The 14,281-nt window shown below is 65.4% G+C and carries 15 protein-coding genes; 13 read left to right on the forward strand and 2 right to left on the reverse strand.

Annotation, left to right across the window (positions count from 1 at the left end; translation table 11 throughout):
- The first annotated feature begins 33 nt into the window (after positions 1 to 33).
- From ACFYVL_RS33510 to ACFYVL_RS33570, 13 genes are all read left to right on the forward strand, one after another.
- A complete protein-coding gene (locus ACFYVL_RS33510) occupies positions 34 to 960 on the forward strand; it encodes a hypothetical protein (protein WP_389251649.1) in 927 nt (308 codons plus the stop codon).
- 10 nt (positions 961 to 970) lie between these two features.
- Positions 971 to 2,698: a hypothetical protein gene (locus ACFYVL_RS33515; protein WP_389251651.1), complete on the forward strand. Its 1,728-nt coding sequence runs from the start codon at positions 971 to 973 to the stop codon at positions 2,696 to 2,698.
- Between the two features lie 110 nt (positions 2,699 to 2,808).
- On the forward strand, positions 2,809 to 4,035 hold the full coding sequence (locus ACFYVL_RS33520; RefSeq protein WP_389251653.1) for a hypothetical protein: 1,227 nt from the start codon (positions 2,809 to 2,811) through the stop codon (positions 4,033 to 4,035).
- Complete coding sequence (locus ACFYVL_RS33525) at positions 4,035 to 5,018, forward strand: hypothetical protein (RefSeq protein ID WP_389251655.1); 984 nt, start codon at positions 4,035 to 4,037, stop codon at positions 5,016 to 5,018. Before ACFYVL_RS33520 ends, ACFYVL_RS33525 begins: the two co-directional genes overlap by 1 nt.
- An 8-nt stretch (positions 5,019 to 5,026) precedes the next feature.
- A complete protein-coding gene (locus tag ACFYVL_RS33530) occupies positions 5,027 to 6,124 on the forward strand; it encodes a collagen-like protein (protein ID WP_389251657.1) in 1,098 nt (365 codons plus the stop codon).
- A gap of 83 nt (positions 6,125 to 6,207) precedes the next feature.
- On the forward strand, positions 6,208 to 6,558 hold the full coding sequence (locus ACFYVL_RS33535) for a hypothetical protein (RefSeq protein ID WP_389251659.1): 351 nt from the start codon (positions 6,208 to 6,210) through the stop codon (positions 6,556 to 6,558).
- An 11-nt stretch (positions 6,559 to 6,569) separates the two neighbouring features.
- On the forward strand, positions 6,570 to 6,950 hold the full coding sequence (locus tag ACFYVL_RS33540) for a hypothetical protein (RefSeq protein ID WP_389251661.1): 381 nt from the start codon (positions 6,570 to 6,572) through the stop codon (positions 6,948 to 6,950).
- The gene (locus ACFYVL_RS33545; RefSeq protein WP_389251663.1) at positions 6,932 to 7,219 is read left to right on the forward strand and encodes a hypothetical protein; all 288 of its coding nucleotides are present in this window, start codon (positions 6,932 to 6,934) and stop codon (positions 7,217 to 7,219) included. The genes ACFYVL_RS33540 and ACFYVL_RS33545 overlap by 19 nt, the downstream gene beginning before the upstream one ends.
- Before the next feature lie 122 nt (positions 7,220 to 7,341).
- Positions 7,342 to 9,519, forward strand: a complete 2,178-nt coding sequence (locus ACFYVL_RS33550; RefSeq protein WP_389251665.1) for a peptidoglycan DD-metalloendopeptidase family protein — start codon at positions 7,342 to 7,344, stop codon at positions 9,517 to 9,519.
- 58 nt (positions 9,520 to 9,577) lie between these two features.
- Positions 9,578 to 10,738 carry a hypothetical protein gene (locus tag ACFYVL_RS33555; RefSeq protein WP_389251667.1) on the forward strand — a complete coding sequence of 387 codons (1,161 nt, stop codon included), beginning with the start codon at positions 9,578 to 9,580 and terminating at the stop codon, positions 10,736 to 10,738.
- Positions 10,738 to 11,517 carry a hypothetical protein gene (locus ACFYVL_RS33560; RefSeq protein ID WP_389251669.1) on the forward strand — a complete coding sequence of 260 codons (780 nt, stop codon included), beginning with the start codon at positions 10,738 to 10,740 and terminating at the stop codon, positions 11,515 to 11,517. The genes ACFYVL_RS33555 and ACFYVL_RS33560 overlap by 1 nt, the downstream gene beginning before the upstream one ends.
- A 14-nt stretch (positions 11,518 to 11,531) precedes the next feature.
- A complete protein-coding gene (locus ACFYVL_RS33565) occupies positions 11,532 to 11,876 on the forward strand; it encodes a hypothetical protein (RefSeq protein WP_389251671.1) in 345 nt (114 codons plus the stop codon).
- A gap of 111 nt (positions 11,877 to 11,987) precedes the next feature.
- On the forward strand, positions 11,988 to 12,848 hold the full coding sequence (locus tag ACFYVL_RS33570) for an IS5 family transposase (protein WP_389251673.1): 861 nt from the start codon (positions 11,988 to 11,990) through the stop codon (positions 12,846 to 12,848).
- A gap of 31 nt (positions 12,849 to 12,879) precedes the next feature.
- Here the strand turns inward: ACFYVL_RS33570 and ACFYVL_RS33575 are convergent, their stop codons facing one another.
- Both ACFYVL_RS33575 and ACFYVL_RS33580 read right to left on the reverse strand, forming a co-directional pair.
- A complete protein-coding gene (locus ACFYVL_RS33575) occupies positions 12,880 to 13,491 on the reverse strand; it encodes a lytic polysaccharide monooxygenase (protein ID WP_389251675.1) in 612 nt (203 codons plus the stop codon).
- A gap of 133 nt (positions 13,492 to 13,624) precedes the next feature.
- Positions 13,625 to 14,278: a hypothetical protein gene (locus ACFYVL_RS33580; protein ID WP_389251677.1), complete on the reverse strand. Its 654-nt coding sequence runs from the start codon at positions 14,276 to 14,278 to the stop codon at positions 13,625 to 13,627.
- Positions 14,279 to 14,281 lie beyond the last annotated feature (3 nt).

Here is a 14,281-nt window from a genome sequence, read left to right on the forward strand (position 1 = left end):
CTGATTCCGCTTGAGATCTCTGGCATTGGCGACATGCCGGAGATCAAGGACTACGACATCGAGATGGTCGCCACGCACGGCCGATGGCCGGGCCGCGACTGGATGCGTGGTCGCACGATCCAGTTGTCCTTCCGGGTGTTCGCGAAGGACGAGAGCAAGCTCGCTGACTTGATGGGTGAGGTCAACGGCGCCTTCACCTACGGGGAGCGCGAGGAGGAGTTGCACTTCCGCATCCCGGGTGTCGCCCAGGGTGCTGCGGCGAAGGTCCGCGGCCGGGTGCGAAAGCGCTCGGTCACGATCGACTCGAAGTACGCCTCCACCCTCTCCCCCATCATCGACGTGCAGTTCGAGTGCACCGACCCCTGGATTCGGGCGACGGGCACCTACCACCGCGACATGGTGGCGGGCACCTGGGACAAGGGCGGCATCGACATCACCGACCTTGGTACGCCGATGTTCGACTTCTCCACCTCCGATCGGATCGAGATACCCAACACGGCCCACATGCGTGCGCAGGTGCCGGCCGTCGTTGCGAACGGCTCGATGCAGTCCGCGGACCTGGCCGCGAAGGTCTACGGACCAGCGCAGGGCGGTGTGTGGCTGGAAGCCCGGAAACCCCCTCTCGGCTACGCCGTGGAGGACCTGGCGGGCAAGGCTCCGACCGGCGATCTGGTCGGCAAGATCGGCATCACGAAGTACGGGCGCCTTCCGTTGGAGCTGGGCCCCTCAGACATGTTCGAGTTCGACACCAAGAGCCGGAAGGCGTTCGTCACCCAGCAGGGCAAGCGGACCGAGGTGACCTCTCAGCTCACCTTCGCGCAGTGGTTCCGGGTCGACCCCGGCAGCACGGTCATGTGTTACCTCATGTCCGGCAATCCGGGCTCCCCCAGCGCCTTCTTCTACGCCGATGCCCCCTACCTGCGAGGTCAAGTCTCCTGGACCCTCGACAAGTTCATTTAAGGAATCGCCAATGGCAGATGTAACCAACGTCAACTTCACCAACGGAGCCAAGTACGCCGCGAAGGATCTTCGCCGGATGTTCGGCTCGATCATGGACTTCACGAAGGGCATCGAGACCCAGGAGTCCTTCTACGTCGACCCCAACGTGGACGCGACGAACACGGTCCTGATCTCGCCCGGCCGGGCCTGGGTGAAGGACAACAACAAGGACAACCGCCAGGGCATGATCTGGATCGAGCGGACCGAGCCGAAGCAGTTCACGCTCACCACGTCGGCCAGCTCGGGCTACATCGTGCTCCAGGTGCAGAGCCCGGAGTTCAACGGGCTCGGCAAGCCGGTGGACGTGATCCCCCAGATTGTCGCCTCGATCGGTGACGCGAAGGACGGTTCCCTGATCCTGGCCCGCTTCACCAGGCCGACGCCGAGCACCTGGGCCATCGAGGACTACCGGCTGAAGCCGGAGACCGAGCAGTACATGGTGACCAAGACGGGGCCGGCGCGTGAGGGCCTGCCTCCGGCGGCGCCGACGACGGACACGGCCAAGCGCTCGTTCTTCCGTCCGGGCACTCAGTACATGGACCTGCTCACCGGTAGCCGGTGGATGCTCCAGGGCGACTTCAAGTGGGTCCGGGACGGCTCCTCGATCCATCAGGGCACCGAGACTCCCCCGGTCGATGCCTACGACGGCAACTTCTACATCCAGCGGACTCACACCCCGAACCCGAACACAGAGAACGCCTTCAACTACGAGCTGTTCGAGCGCGTGAGCGGCGTGTGGAAGTCCATGGGCGTGCTGTCCGGAGACAAGTGGTACACCAACTCGTCCGACCCCTCGGACTCCGAGGGTTCCCCTGGCGACATGTACCTCCACAGCGGTACGGGCTCCGTCTGGCAGAAGCAGTTCATCAAGGACGAGTCCTTGCCCGAGGATGCGGAACAGGTCGCGGCCTGGGTGGAGATCACCGGCCTCATGGGCCCGCAGGGGCCCCAGGGTGATGTCGGTCCGATCGGCCCGGTCGGGCCCCAGGGGCTGAAGGGTGACCAGGGCGAGAAGGGTGAGAAGGGCGACCTGACCTCGCTGGAGGGTTACACCGGAAACATCCGTGTGCAGGGCGAAGGCCGTCTGTACGTCGGTGAGCGGGATGTGATCAACGAGGTCACGGCTGCGGCCGACCAGGGTAAGCAGGCCATCGACAAGGCCAGCGAGGCGGCGACGGCCGCGGATGCCCTCCGCAAGGGCCAGGACGCGCTTACCGGCGAGGTGAACCGCAACAAGGGCGAGATCTCGAAGCTCGCGACGCGGATGACCAACGCCGAGAAGAAGGCTCCGTTCTTCAGCCGGGGCGTGTTCAAGAAGCTCGCCGTGGGTGCCACCTGGAAGGTCGTGCCGATCAAGAGCAAGTGGTACGCCACGGAGGCCGACTTCGACCACAACGCTGGTGTCGCGAAGGCGAAGGTGACTGGCACCTACCAGGTCATCTGCAACATCAACGCGCTGACCAAGTACAAGAACCGGGGCTCGTTCTTCCTGGAGGTCAAGCGCAAGAGCGACAACAGCATCATCGGTGGCCAGTCGTTCTCGACGCATGAGACGAACGTCGAGTGGCGGATCTCCTGCGGCGGCCTGATCTACCTGAAGGCCGGTGACGGCGTGTACGCGTACGCCCGCTCGGTGGGTGGTGACGCGACGATCACCGACGCCGCTGACTCCGGCATCTCGCTGATCCAGGTGATCTGACCCCTCGCCAAACAACCAACCTAACTAAGTAAGAGGCCGCCCGGTGAGGCGGCTTTCGTGCGTGAGGGGGCGGCTTCGGCTGCCCCCTTCGCGCTGGAAGGGAGGAGATCTTGCCTCAGAACCCCTACGAGGTGCGGATCTACAAGTGGAAGCCGATGGGCGACTACCGGTACGACGACCCGGCCCACAAGCTCCACAAGACCCACAGCCTGAAGTACAAGGGCTTCCGCCCGTACCTGGTGGCCAAGGGAATCCCGGCCGCGTCCATCGAGTACTCCTTCAGGCTCGACGACATCGGCCAGGCCGCGGTGAGCATCCCGCTCGACGGCGCGGACGAGTGGCAGCCGGAGCTCAAGAAGCTGGCCGGCATCGAGCCGTACAAGTACTGCATCGGCATCGTCCGCAAGTCGGAGGACTGGGACACGCGCCAGGAGAGCTACCTCGTCTGGTCCGGGATCATCTGGAACATGCGGATGGACCTCAACACCCGTCTGCTTCAGATCAACGCCCGCGACTTCATGAGCTTCTTCGAGACCCGCCATCACACGGGCACCGCGAAGTCCAAGGAACAGATCGAACTCATCCGCTCGCAGATCATCGTGGCGAACACGAACTGGGGCATCAACGTCGAGCCCAACCACCTGGTGACCACAGGGCGGGCATACGACTGGAACGCTCAGCCTGGTGAGTGGCGTGAGAGCGCCCGGGACATCTTCGACATGGCAGACGACCTGTCCGGGTTCTTCCTGGCGATGGACTCGGCGCGAGCCAACATGGACCAGCCGGACGAATACCTGCGCTGCTGGATGAAGAACACCCCGAACCGGACTCCGCGGTGGGCCACTGGCCGAGACGGCAAGCCCCTGCCGACGCTGAAGGACCGCGTGAACTGCGAGATCCCGGAGATCTACTTCGACGGAACGCAGATGACGAACGTGTCGTACGCGATCGGGCGCAGCGGCAACCTCCCGATCCGGCGCCGCAAGGACAACCTGATCCTGCGCCGTGAACTGCCTGTGCGAGACGTTGTCGGCCGGTACGACCGGATCGCGGACGCGAAGGCCCTGGACTCCCGTGCGGAGACCCAGCTCGCCTTCGGCAACAAGGGCATCCGCGTGCCTCGGATCATCACGTACCCGAGTGCCTACCAGGACCCGCAGACCCTGAACCCGAACCTCGGAATCAAGATCAACGTCGAGGCCGACACAGGCTTCATGGTCATCAAGGAGTCCTTCGTCGTCACTGAGAACCACGTGCACGTCGAGGGCGACGGGACGGACCGGTGCGAGCTGACGCTCGTCCAGGAGTCCCTATTCAAGAAGGGACAGTGGACGTAGTGGCGAATCAACGCGCCTACGCTGGCGGGCTCGACAACTCGCTGGCCACGCTCGACCGGCGGCTGAAGAACCTGGAGTTCCCTCCCCCGGACGCCGTAATCGACCGGTACCCGGTGACGCAGGTTGCGGCATCGCAGTACCTCAACGCCTGGCAGCCGCTCCGCCATCAGCAGCACAGCGGAAGCATGTCGGTGAACTACCCGACCTCGGTGAACGCCTGGGGCTCCGTGGGCACCCCTGGTGTCTCCCGGGCCGACGCCATCAACGGCGGCTCCGTGGGGGCCGCTGCTGGTCCTGGGTCGCACACGCACGGCTTCTCCGGCAGTGGCCGACGCTCGTTCGTCACGGGCGTCTCCCGGCCGAGCCTGAGCGTGGGCGCCGGCCTCGGCGGCTGGACCTCCCGAGGACTCTCGTACAACATCAACGTCCCCCAGTGGCGAGCGCTGGTGAACTCGGACGGCTGGAGGCCCTGGTACATCATCCAGGCCCATGGCTCCCGGACGGACCTGCTTCGCCTGGAGTTCGAGTTCGCTGGCTCCCCCCACTTCCAGATGGGTATCGGCGTCACCCGCGAGCACGGCACCTCGCCCCCGGAGTGGCGCTCCGACGTGGCGGGCCTGGGGCCGAACTTCTACTTCAAGGCCGGGGCCGCGAACAAGCTGCACCGCTTCGAGATGGAGTGGCGGCACATGGACATGAACGACGGGCTTCACGCTTCCCAGCAGATCGACTCTCGGCGCTGGTTCGTGGTGTGGGCCCGTTCGATGAACGGTGACGTGCTCGGAGAGAACGGCCGCGGAAGCGGTTCGAGGACTCGGGACAAGGCACAGATCAGGCCCCCGGACGTTGCGTTCAGCACCTACAAGACGGCGGACAACGGGACGTTGCTCGACCTCAAGCACAACCCTGCCGGCGGCATTCACCGCCAGGACGACTGGGGCGCTCGCGTGCGGACTCTGAACCGCGAGCCCGGCCCCGGATAAGGAGGATCATGGAGATGGTCAAGGTGACGGGCACCTACCTAAGCCCGATGGGCGAGCCCCACAGGGGTCGCATCCGGTTCCTGATACCGGAGAAGCAGTTCTACCGCCTCGATGAGGCAGCGATCGGTGGCTCGTCTCGGGTCACCGATCTTGACGTTACGGGCAGCTTCCACACGGAGATCCTGGGCGGCCTGCACTACGAGGTGATCGAGGAGTTGGCGGGCCTGGCCGTCCGCCGGTTCTACATCTTCTTGCCGACCGAGCAGGAGGAGTGGAACATCAAGGATCTCCAGGACTACAACAACATCGACACCCCGACCGTGTTCTACACGGGCCCGGCTGGTCCGGCCGGCGCCCCTGGTCTCGACGGCGAGCCGGGCATCCCTGGTGATCGTGGACCGCTCGGCCCGAAGGGCGACACGGGCGAGACAGGTCCCGCAGGCCCGCAGGGTGAGCAGGGCCCCGAGGGTGCTCCGGGAACCTTGGAGGCGAACTCCGGGGCAACCCTGAGCGGGGACCTGGTGGTGAACGGCGGAGCAACCATCCACCCGCCCGAAGGCGAGAAGGACATCCTGTCCCTGCACGACAAGGACGGGTACAAGGTTGCGGTCGTGGACCAGGAGGGCAACGTCGAGATCGACTCGGGCGTGGTCACGCTGAACGACTCCGACAAGGTTCCGGACGCTCCGGTCGACGGGGCTGCGGTGATCTACTCGAAGGCCGGCGCGTTCCACGTGCTCGACTCCGGTGGCGACAACTCGTTCTCCAGCGTCATCAGCCGTGTCATGCAGGGCGAGCAGTCCGACGCCGAGCAGGACCGTCGTACGACCGTGCTGGAGTCCCGTGCGTCGTCTACGGACGCCGCTGTCGCTGATCACTCGGTGCGCATCGACAAGCTGGAGAAGACGCCCTCGATCCCTCCGGACCTGGAGGCGAAGGTGAACGAGCTGGGGCAGTTCAAGACGGCTGCGGAGGCGAAGCACGCCGCGCTCGACAAGAAGGACGGCGAGCTGGTGGCCAAGGACACCGCTCAGGACAAGCTGATCAACGACCTCAAGACCCAGCTTGCGAACCTGACGAAGACGGTGAACGCGATCCCAAAATAATCAGTGCCGACCTCAAGTCCAAGGCAGGAACGTTCCCGTCGGGGGCGCAATCTGCGGTTCCTTGGGGCGGCACTCTCAGTCGCATGAAGCTAGTGGAGTATGCCCAGGAAAACGGCCACAAGGGCCACTACTTGGAAATCCTAGTGAAGGGCAATTACACGTTTAGCGCACAGCTCGAATGCGACGGCACCTTCAATGCAGGCATCCGCTCGACGATCTCGATTCGCCATGCTGCCAACAACTGGACTGACGTGGTCAAGGAGGACTACACGGCAGGCCCTAACCCGAAGGTGAAGACGAAGGTCTACTCGGTGCCAAAGCGCTATTACAACGCCGGAGAGCGGATCTACGTGTACGCCAAGGTGTCTATCAATGGCGCTAATCCGAAATTTACGACTGGCGGCTACTTGAAGGCGACCTTCAACGGTCAGTAGGGAGGCGGTCGGTGAAGCCTGACCTGATCAGAGGGTTCACGTACCTGGCCCTCGCTGTGGGAGCCGCCATCACGTGGTGGGTTCCGTCGAGGGTGCTCGTGAACGTGGGAGGTCGCGCGACGGACAGCGTCTTCGCGATCTTCCTCGCTACGTCCGCACTGCTCATGTCGTGGGGCGCCTTTCGGGCGAAGCCCCTGCTTGAGTACGCGGCTGCGCCGCTCGGGATCACGGCCTTCGTGGTCTACGTGATCTGTTCATTCATGTACGGCCGGTACGGCATGGGGCTCGTCGTGGGCGCTCATGCCGGCTGGCTCCTCGCCCGCTACTGGACCTTGCGGTGCGAGCTACGCGACTTCAGGAAGGAGGGCACGCGTTGCAGGCAGCAGAGATAGTCACGGCCGTCTTCGGCGCTGGTGGTCTCGCCTCCCTGGGCCTCGTATTCAAGGCGATGCAGGCGAAGCGCGACGGGTTCAACCGGGCCCGCGCGCAGCACATCGAAGATCTTGAGAAGTGGCGCACGGAAGCGAACAAGGCACTCCGCGAGATGCAGGAGGTTGCTGACTACTGGCGCCGTGTCGCCGCGGACTTCGAGCATCAGCTCCGGTCGAACGGGTTGACGCCCAACACGACCGCCACGAAGCCGGATTCGGCTGTGGGCTGAGCAGCGCCGCACAATCCCGAGCCCCGAGAGGGCCGGACCAAATTACCAACCTAACTAACGAAGGGGTCGTCCAGGCGGGCGGCCCCTTTGGCGTGCCCAGGGGGGCTACGAAAGGAGGCGACATGGCCAACACCGCCAAGTCGATGATTGACAAGGGCCGGTCCCAGCTCGGGTACCGCGAAGGGAACAACAACTACACGAAGTACCCGCCCGAGGTCCCGGGCCTCGCCTGGGCTCAGCATCAGCCCTGGTGCCAGACGTGGGTCTCGTGGCTGGCCGTGAAGACCGGCAACACCGACGTGATTCCGCTGACGGCCTCGTGTCTGACCTGCACGAACTACTACAAGCAGCGTGGCCGGTTCCACCGCACCAACCCCAAGCCGGGCGACCTGGTCATGTACGGCGCCTCCGGCGGCACGCACGTGGACATGGTCACCGAGGTCTCTGGTAACCGAATACGGGTCATCGGTGGCAACACCGGGGGCTCGTACAACGGCCAGTACTTCAACGGCGACGGGGTCTACGAGAAGTGGACCGACATCTCCAACCCGCGCATCCACGGCTTCGCACGCCCCGCGTACAAGGCTGGTGCGACGGACGAGACCACCGTCCTGCCTGAGACCGGCGGCCAGAAGCCCCCGGCCAAGGGCAAGTTCACGGTGAAGAAGGGGATGACCCTCCTCGGTATCTGCGCGCTCCTGGGCGTGACCCTCGGGGAGCTGCTGACGGCGAACCCCGACATCAAGGACCCCAACAAGATCAGCGAGGGTCAGCAGATCAACATCCCGGCGAAGAAGGAGACGGCGAAGCCGGACCCCTCGAAGAAGCCGGACCCGGTCAAGCCCGACCCGTCGAAGAAGCCCGACAAGGAGAAGCCGGTTGTTTCGAAGCCTGAGCCCGACAAGAAGCCTGGTCCGTCTACTGGTGGTACGGGCAAGCCTGTCGTTCCTACGAAGCCGGACAAGGAGCCGTCGAAGCCTTCGGTGAAGCCCGACCAGGGCAAGCCGACGACTCCCACGGGTACGACCACGAAGTACACGGTGCAGAAGGGCGACACCCTCTGGGACATCGCGCGGAAGCACAAGGTGTCCCTGTCGGCACTCCTGGCGGCCAACGCCGGGCGATTCGGGAACCCGGACCTGATCTTCCCGGGTCAGACCGTGCACCTGCCGGGCAAGGGGATCACCAACCACAAGGAAACCGTCCACAAGCCGGGGTGCAACTGCACGTGCGACCACACGGTGCAGACGAAGCCCTCGAAGCCGGTGTCCCCGAACGTGAAGCCGAGCACAGGCAACGAGACCTCGAAGCCTCCGGTCACTCCCCCGATCACGAATGCCGGCGTCTCCGTCGAGAGCCTGCTCCCGCTTCCCACTCAGGGTGTCCAGAAGGGCTGGGACCGTCCGCTGAACGCGGCCGAGCTGGAGAACGCACGGATCATCCGCGAGGAGGCCATCAAGGCGTTCGGCCCTGGTGCCCAGCGCGGTGAGCGCGCGGCCGTCGTCGGCATCGCCACGGCGTACCAGGAGAGCCGCCTCGTGAACCTGAAGGGTGGCGACCGCGACTCCGCCGGCCTCTTCCAGCAGCGGCCCTCGATGGGCTGGGGGTCCGTCGCGCAGGTGACCGACCCGCACTACGCGGCGGCGAAGTTCTTCTCGACCCTGAAGGAGAAGTTCGGTAGCTCGACGTACACGTACCTGACCTCGGTGCCTCTGGTGGAGCTGTCGCACCGCGTGCAGCTCTCCGGCAGCCCGTCGCTTCCGGGTCTCTTCGAGCTGTCATCGGCTCGCCTGGTGGCGCAGCTTGCTGGGGGCCAGGGCAAGCACGCCTCGACGTACGACCCCGGGAAGGACGTGCCGAAGCAGGAGCAGAAGCCCTCCGTGGAGCAGCCGAAGGACGAGACGGTGACCACTCCGCAGTCCTCGGGCTGGGTGAAGCCGGTACAGGCCCCGAAGGGCACGCCGTTCGGCCAGAAGGGCTCGATGTGGTCCTCGGGCGCTCACACCGGGCTCGACTTCCCTGCGCCGCAGGGCACGTCCGTCGTGGCCGCGAAGAGCGGCCGGGTGGAGTCCGCGGGGTGGGCTGGCGCCTACGGGCGTTCGGTGGTCGTCGACCACGGCAACGGGATCAAGACCCGGTACGCGCACCTGTCCGCGATCAGCGTCGGTGTGGGCCAGGAGGTGAACGGCGGAGCCCCGATCGGGAACGTCGGAACCACCGGCAACTCGACCGGGCCGCACCTGCACTTCGAGGTCATCGCCAACGGCGTGCAGGTCGACCCGGCGCGCTTCATCGGCTGATCAACATGTTCGTGAGGGCCCCTCTCCGGAGGGGCCCTCTTCTTTGAAGGGAGGCACCTTGGACGAGCAGATTCCGAAGGTGACCGTCACCGGAACCATCCTCGATCCGACAGGCCGGCCGGTCCCCGGAGAGGTCACGTTCTACATCCCCAGCGGCGCGTTTCTGCCCGTGGGGTACATCGCACCTCGGCACGTCACGGCCAAGCTCGACAACGAGGGCAAGTTCACCATCGACCTGGTCCCGGGAGATCTCGAAGGGTCGAACCCTCCGCAGTGGCCGTACCGGGTGACGGTGGACCTGGAGGGCCACGACACCGAGGTGTACCGGTCCTTCATCAGCAAGACCTACACCGAGGGTGTCGACTTCTTCCGGACGATCAACGTCGGTCAGCTCGACTCCAAGGTCTTCCCGGTCCAGGGCAAGGACGGCGAGCGAGGTCCACAGGGCCCGAAGGGCGACAAGGGAGATCCTGGTGGTCCTGTCGGCCCGCAGGGCGAGCAGGGCCCCGCCGGGCCTCGTGGTGAGCGGGGGGAGACCGGAGCGAAGGGTGACGTAGGCCCACAAGGTCAGCAGGGACCCCAGGGGCCGGCAGGGCCCCGCGGAGAGCCTGGCAAGGACGGAGCCAGGGGTGAGGTCGGCGCTACCGGCCCGAAGGGCGCTCAGGGTGATACAGGCCCTCGGGGGCCGCAGGGACTTCAGGGCCCACCTGGCGAGAAGGGCCTCGACGGCGAGGGATTCAACGCTGGAAAGGATCACCGGTTCACCGGCTCGAACACGTTCACCGAGGATCTGACCCTGGAGAAGGGCCTGAGCGCTCGGGGTGGCAGGTTCGAGATCAGGGACTCGGGCTCGGTCAGGATCGCGACAGGTATGCGCGGGGACTTGGACCTGATGTTCAACACCACGAGTGGCAGTGATCCCATCGGGCTCTACAAGCCTCGTTCGGACGGGTTCGGAGACGTGCTGTTCTACGTTGGCGAGGACGGTCGGGTTGAGGCGGCCGGGGAGATCACATCCCCGACCATCGACCAGCTCAACGAGAAGATCGACAAGGTCAAGGTCCCGGACGACGTGGTGACGCACGCCGAGCTGGCCCAAGTGTCCGTAGCAGCAGACGAAGCACTTCGGGACGTGCGAGCGAAGCCCGACGTGATCGTGCAGAAGGACGTGCCGACCGGCGCGTTCAAGAACGGAGACATCTGGATCGAGGTGGAGTGATGGTGCGCTTCACTCCCAAGTTCCACGACGGTTCGAAGTGGTCCGCCACCAAGGACCTGAAGTACTTCGACGGCACGGAGTGGGTGAAGCCGCGAGCGGCCTATATCAGGGTCGACGGCGAGTGGGCGAATTTCTACACCAACGACCCACCCATGCCGGTGCTGGAGAAGCCCGGCCGAGTGCCGACCGCGCGCCTGACCCAGGTCAATCAGGACGGCCAGGTCTTCATCAAGGCCGAGTGGGACTCACCACCAACCGGCGGAAAGGCCGAGAGCTACACGATCCGGTGGGGGCACGCGAAGGGGTCCTGGATCGACGGCGGGGAGAGCCACGTCCGTACGAAGCTCATCCTCGTCGAGAATCCTCTCTGGGACCACGAGGTGGGGCCGAAGTACCAGCTTCGCGTCCGGGCGCGGAACGCCTCCGGTGCTGCGGACTCCGAGTCCCCCGATGCCTGGATCACCCTCGTACGGCCCGACGAGCCCAAACCGGCAGGGACTCTGCCCGCTCCGAAGAACGTGAAGTTGGAGCGCAACAAGCCCGCGTGGAACCGCTGGCAGGTCTCCTGGGATGCCGTGCCTGGTGCAGCCGAGTACGAGGTGCACTGGACATCCAACAAGGGCCCGACCGGGGTCAAGAAGACCCCCGAGACCACGTACGCGTACACGAACTCTGAAGGCCCGGAACTCCAGTGGGACGAGTCGATCACCGCCATCATCGCGGCCGTCGACTCCTCCGGGGTTCTGGGCGACTTCTCATTGCCGCAGGAAGCGGCCTAGGAAAGGAGCCATCCATGGAGGAACTGAAGAACAACCCGGCGCGGGTGATGGGTATCGTCACAGCGCTCCTCGCCCTCGCGGCGGTGTACATACCCGGACTGCCCCAGGAGGCGATCCTCGCCGTCGTGGCGGCCGTCGTGGTCGGTGGCCACCAGGTCCAGCGGATCGAGGACCAGAAGACGGAGGAGGCCCTTGCGGAGACTCCGGAGCTGGAGGGGCACGAGCGACAGCTCGCGCTGCTCCTGGCGGAGAACGAGGCGCTGCGCGCCGGCACCCTCACCAAGACGACCACCACCGCTCCCATGCGGAAGGTGTCCGAGGTGGACCTCGACCAGGGCACGTACACCCTGACCAAGTAAAAGGCAGCCCCCGGCTGGCAGGACAACTCCTGTCGGCCGGGGGCCTTTTGTCATTTACGCAGCAAGGTGGCTAGGGCGTGTCTCCTTGACCGGGTCGTCGGTTGATCGGATGTGTCTGTCCGGTTAGTGATCACTGATGCGATGTGGGAGCGGATCGAGCCGCTGATGCCTGCCAACCCGGTCCGTGGACGGCGGTGGGCTGACCACCGCCGGACGGTGGAGGCGATCGCGTGGAAGTACCGAACCTGTTCGCCGTGGCGTGACCTGCCGGAAGAGCTGGGGGCCTTTCAGACCGCCCACAAGCGCCTGATCAGATGGGCCGTGGACGGCACGTGGGAGCGGATACTGACGGCCCTCCTTGCCGCGGCTGATTCCGAGGGCGACGTGGGCTGGACAGTCTCGGTGGACTCCACCGTCTGCCGAGCTCACCAGCATGCGGCTGGTGCCCAAGGAAGGAAAACACCAGGTCGATCCGAGCCCGAAGACCACGCGCTCGGACGATCGCGCGGCGGCTTGAGTACCAAGGTGCACCTGGCCAGTGACAGCCGGGCGCGACCTCTTTCCCTCCACGTCACCGGAGGCCAAGCTGGCGATGCGCCGGCCTTCGAAGCGGTCATGGCCGGGCTTCGGATCCCGCGAAAGGGAGCTGGCCGGCCAAGAACCCGCCCCTCAGTGGTGCTGGCGGACCGCGCCTACTCCTCCCGTGCGATTCGCGGGCACCTGCGCCAACGCGGCATCCGGGCAGTCATCCCGCAGCCCGCCGACCAGGTCGGTCACCGGCTGCGGCGAGGTCGAGCGGGAGGCCGCCCGCCCGACTTCGACGCCGAGACTTACAAGGAGCGCAATGCCGTCGAACGGTGCATTGCCCGATTCAAGCAGTGGCGCGGCCTGGCGATGAGGTGCGACAAGCTTGCTGTCGCATACCAGGCCGCGTTGCACCTTGCCGCGATCCTCGTCTGGGCCCGGAGATAGCAGAGCGGGCAGAGCCTGCGAGACGCTCGACCTACAGGGAGGAAACGTACTCCAGGTCGATGACGTTGTAGAGGGCATCGCCGCTGTTTGCGAACTCGACGACCAGCAGGAGGCTGTGGGGGCCGTTCGGGCGCGTCGGCACGTTGAAGCTGAACGAGAACTGGTCGTTCACGAAGGCGAGCCCGCCGTTGAGGATGTTCTCGCTGGCCGCGGCGCCGAAGTACGGCGTGGCGCTGAAGAGTCGGTAGTAGGGGTAGGTGGTCGCATCCTGGCTGAACTCGAACTGGGCACGGGTCAGCTTCTGCTTGGGGTTCCAGGCCGGGATGGTGGGAACGATGTAGATCCGGCGTACCAGCGTCCCCGGGCGGGTTGCCAGGTTGACGGTCATGGCCTGGCCCGAGATGACCCGTGTCCGGGGCCAGGGGTTCCCGTTGTTCGTGGTCTCGTCGAGGAACACCGCGACCGGGTTGCCGCAGCTGGCGAACTTGCCGTCAGCAGGCGGCGTGTTGTTCAGGATGTCCTCAGGAGCGTCCGGGTCAGCCTGCCCTGAGCTCGTGCTCTGGGGGAACTTCCCGGCAACGATCCAGTTCTGCCCAGGCATGAGGTGCTGGTTCTGCCGAGTTGCGGGGGTGTCGACCGGCATGGGGGAGGCTCCTTAGCTTGATGATCTTCTAGGGCAGCATCCCACCAGCGCAGGCAGTCCTCAGCGAGCTTTCGCCTGGTTGGCCTGAAACTGCCTTCCCGCGCCTGCCCTGCGAGGGTCTGGGAGACACGCTCTAGCTCACCATCATGAACTCGGTGTCGCAGCCTCCGCAGATCACGGGGTTCTCCTCCAGGGTCTTGGCGGCGGTCCAGATGTACCGCCCGGGGCAGGCACACTCCGCCTTCGGTTTGGTGTTGGTGGACTTCGGCTTCGCCTCGTCGGCCGGGGCGAGTCCCAGCTCCTTCCAGGCGGCTCGGCCTTCCTTCAGGGCCTCGATCGTGGTCGCGTACGCCTCGATGGTCTCCGGCCTCATGACGACAGCGGAGAAGCCCCGCGTGGTGTCCGGCTTCTGCCCCTCGGGCCACATCAGGCCCAGGCTCTCGCACTCCTTCACGAAGCGCTGGTTGTGGTACTTCCCCCGGCGGGAGGTCCCCTTGATGCCCTTCTCGAAGCAGACGCCGTGTCCGGCCTCGTGGAGCAGCGTGGTCATGGTCTCGACCGGTTCACGGTTCAGGGCCTCACCGGAGACGAACAGCTCGTGTATTCGGCCGCTCTCGGTGATCCACTGCTCTGCGTGGAAGTGTCCCCACTTCACTCCGTCCTTCACCATCCCGGTCCCGGTGATGAAGATGACGTTCGGCACCTCGGGGTGCCTGGCTTGGATGTCTCGCCACGCCTTCTCCAGCGTGGAAACGATCAGACTGCCGGGGTCGCGCTCATTGCTCAAAAG

The organism is Streptomyces sp. NPDC004111, from assembly GCF_042874215.1.
Classification (GTDB): Bacteria; Actinomycetota; Actinomycetes; order Streptomycetales; family Streptomycetaceae; genus Streptomyces.

Bases quoted from the DNA above. Each gene is read 5' to 3' on its own strand.
- ACFYVL_RS33510 (WP_389251649.1), top strand. From the start codon at position 34: ATGCCGGAGATCAAGGACTACGACATCGAGATGGTCGCCACGCACGGC.
- ACFYVL_RS33515 (WP_389251651.1), top strand. From the start codon at position 971: ATGGCAGATGTAACCAACGTCAACTTCACCAACGGAGCCAAGTACGCC.
- ACFYVL_RS33530 (WP_389251657.1), top strand. From the start codon at position 5,027: ATGGAGATGGTCAAGGTGACGGGCACCTACCTAAGCCCGATGGGCGAG.
- ACFYVL_RS33535 (WP_389251659.1), top strand. From the start codon at position 6,208: ATGAAGCTAGTGGAGTATGCCCAGGAAAACGGCCACAAGGGCCACTAC.
- ACFYVL_RS33550 (WP_389251665.1), top strand. From the start codon at position 7,342: ATGGCCAACACCGCCAAGTCGATGATTGACAAGGGCCGGTCCCAGCTC.
- ACFYVL_RS33560 (WP_389251669.1), top strand. From the start codon at position 10,738: ATGGTGCGCTTCACTCCCAAGTTCCACGACGGTTCGAAGTGGTCCGCC.
- ACFYVL_RS33565 (WP_389251671.1), top strand. From the start codon at position 11,532: ATGGAGGAACTGAAGAACAACCCGGCGCGGGTGATGGGTATCGTCACA.
- ACFYVL_RS33575 (WP_389251675.1), bottom strand. From the start codon at position 13,491: ATGCCGGTCGACACCCCCGCAACTCGGCAGAACCAGCACCTCATGCCT.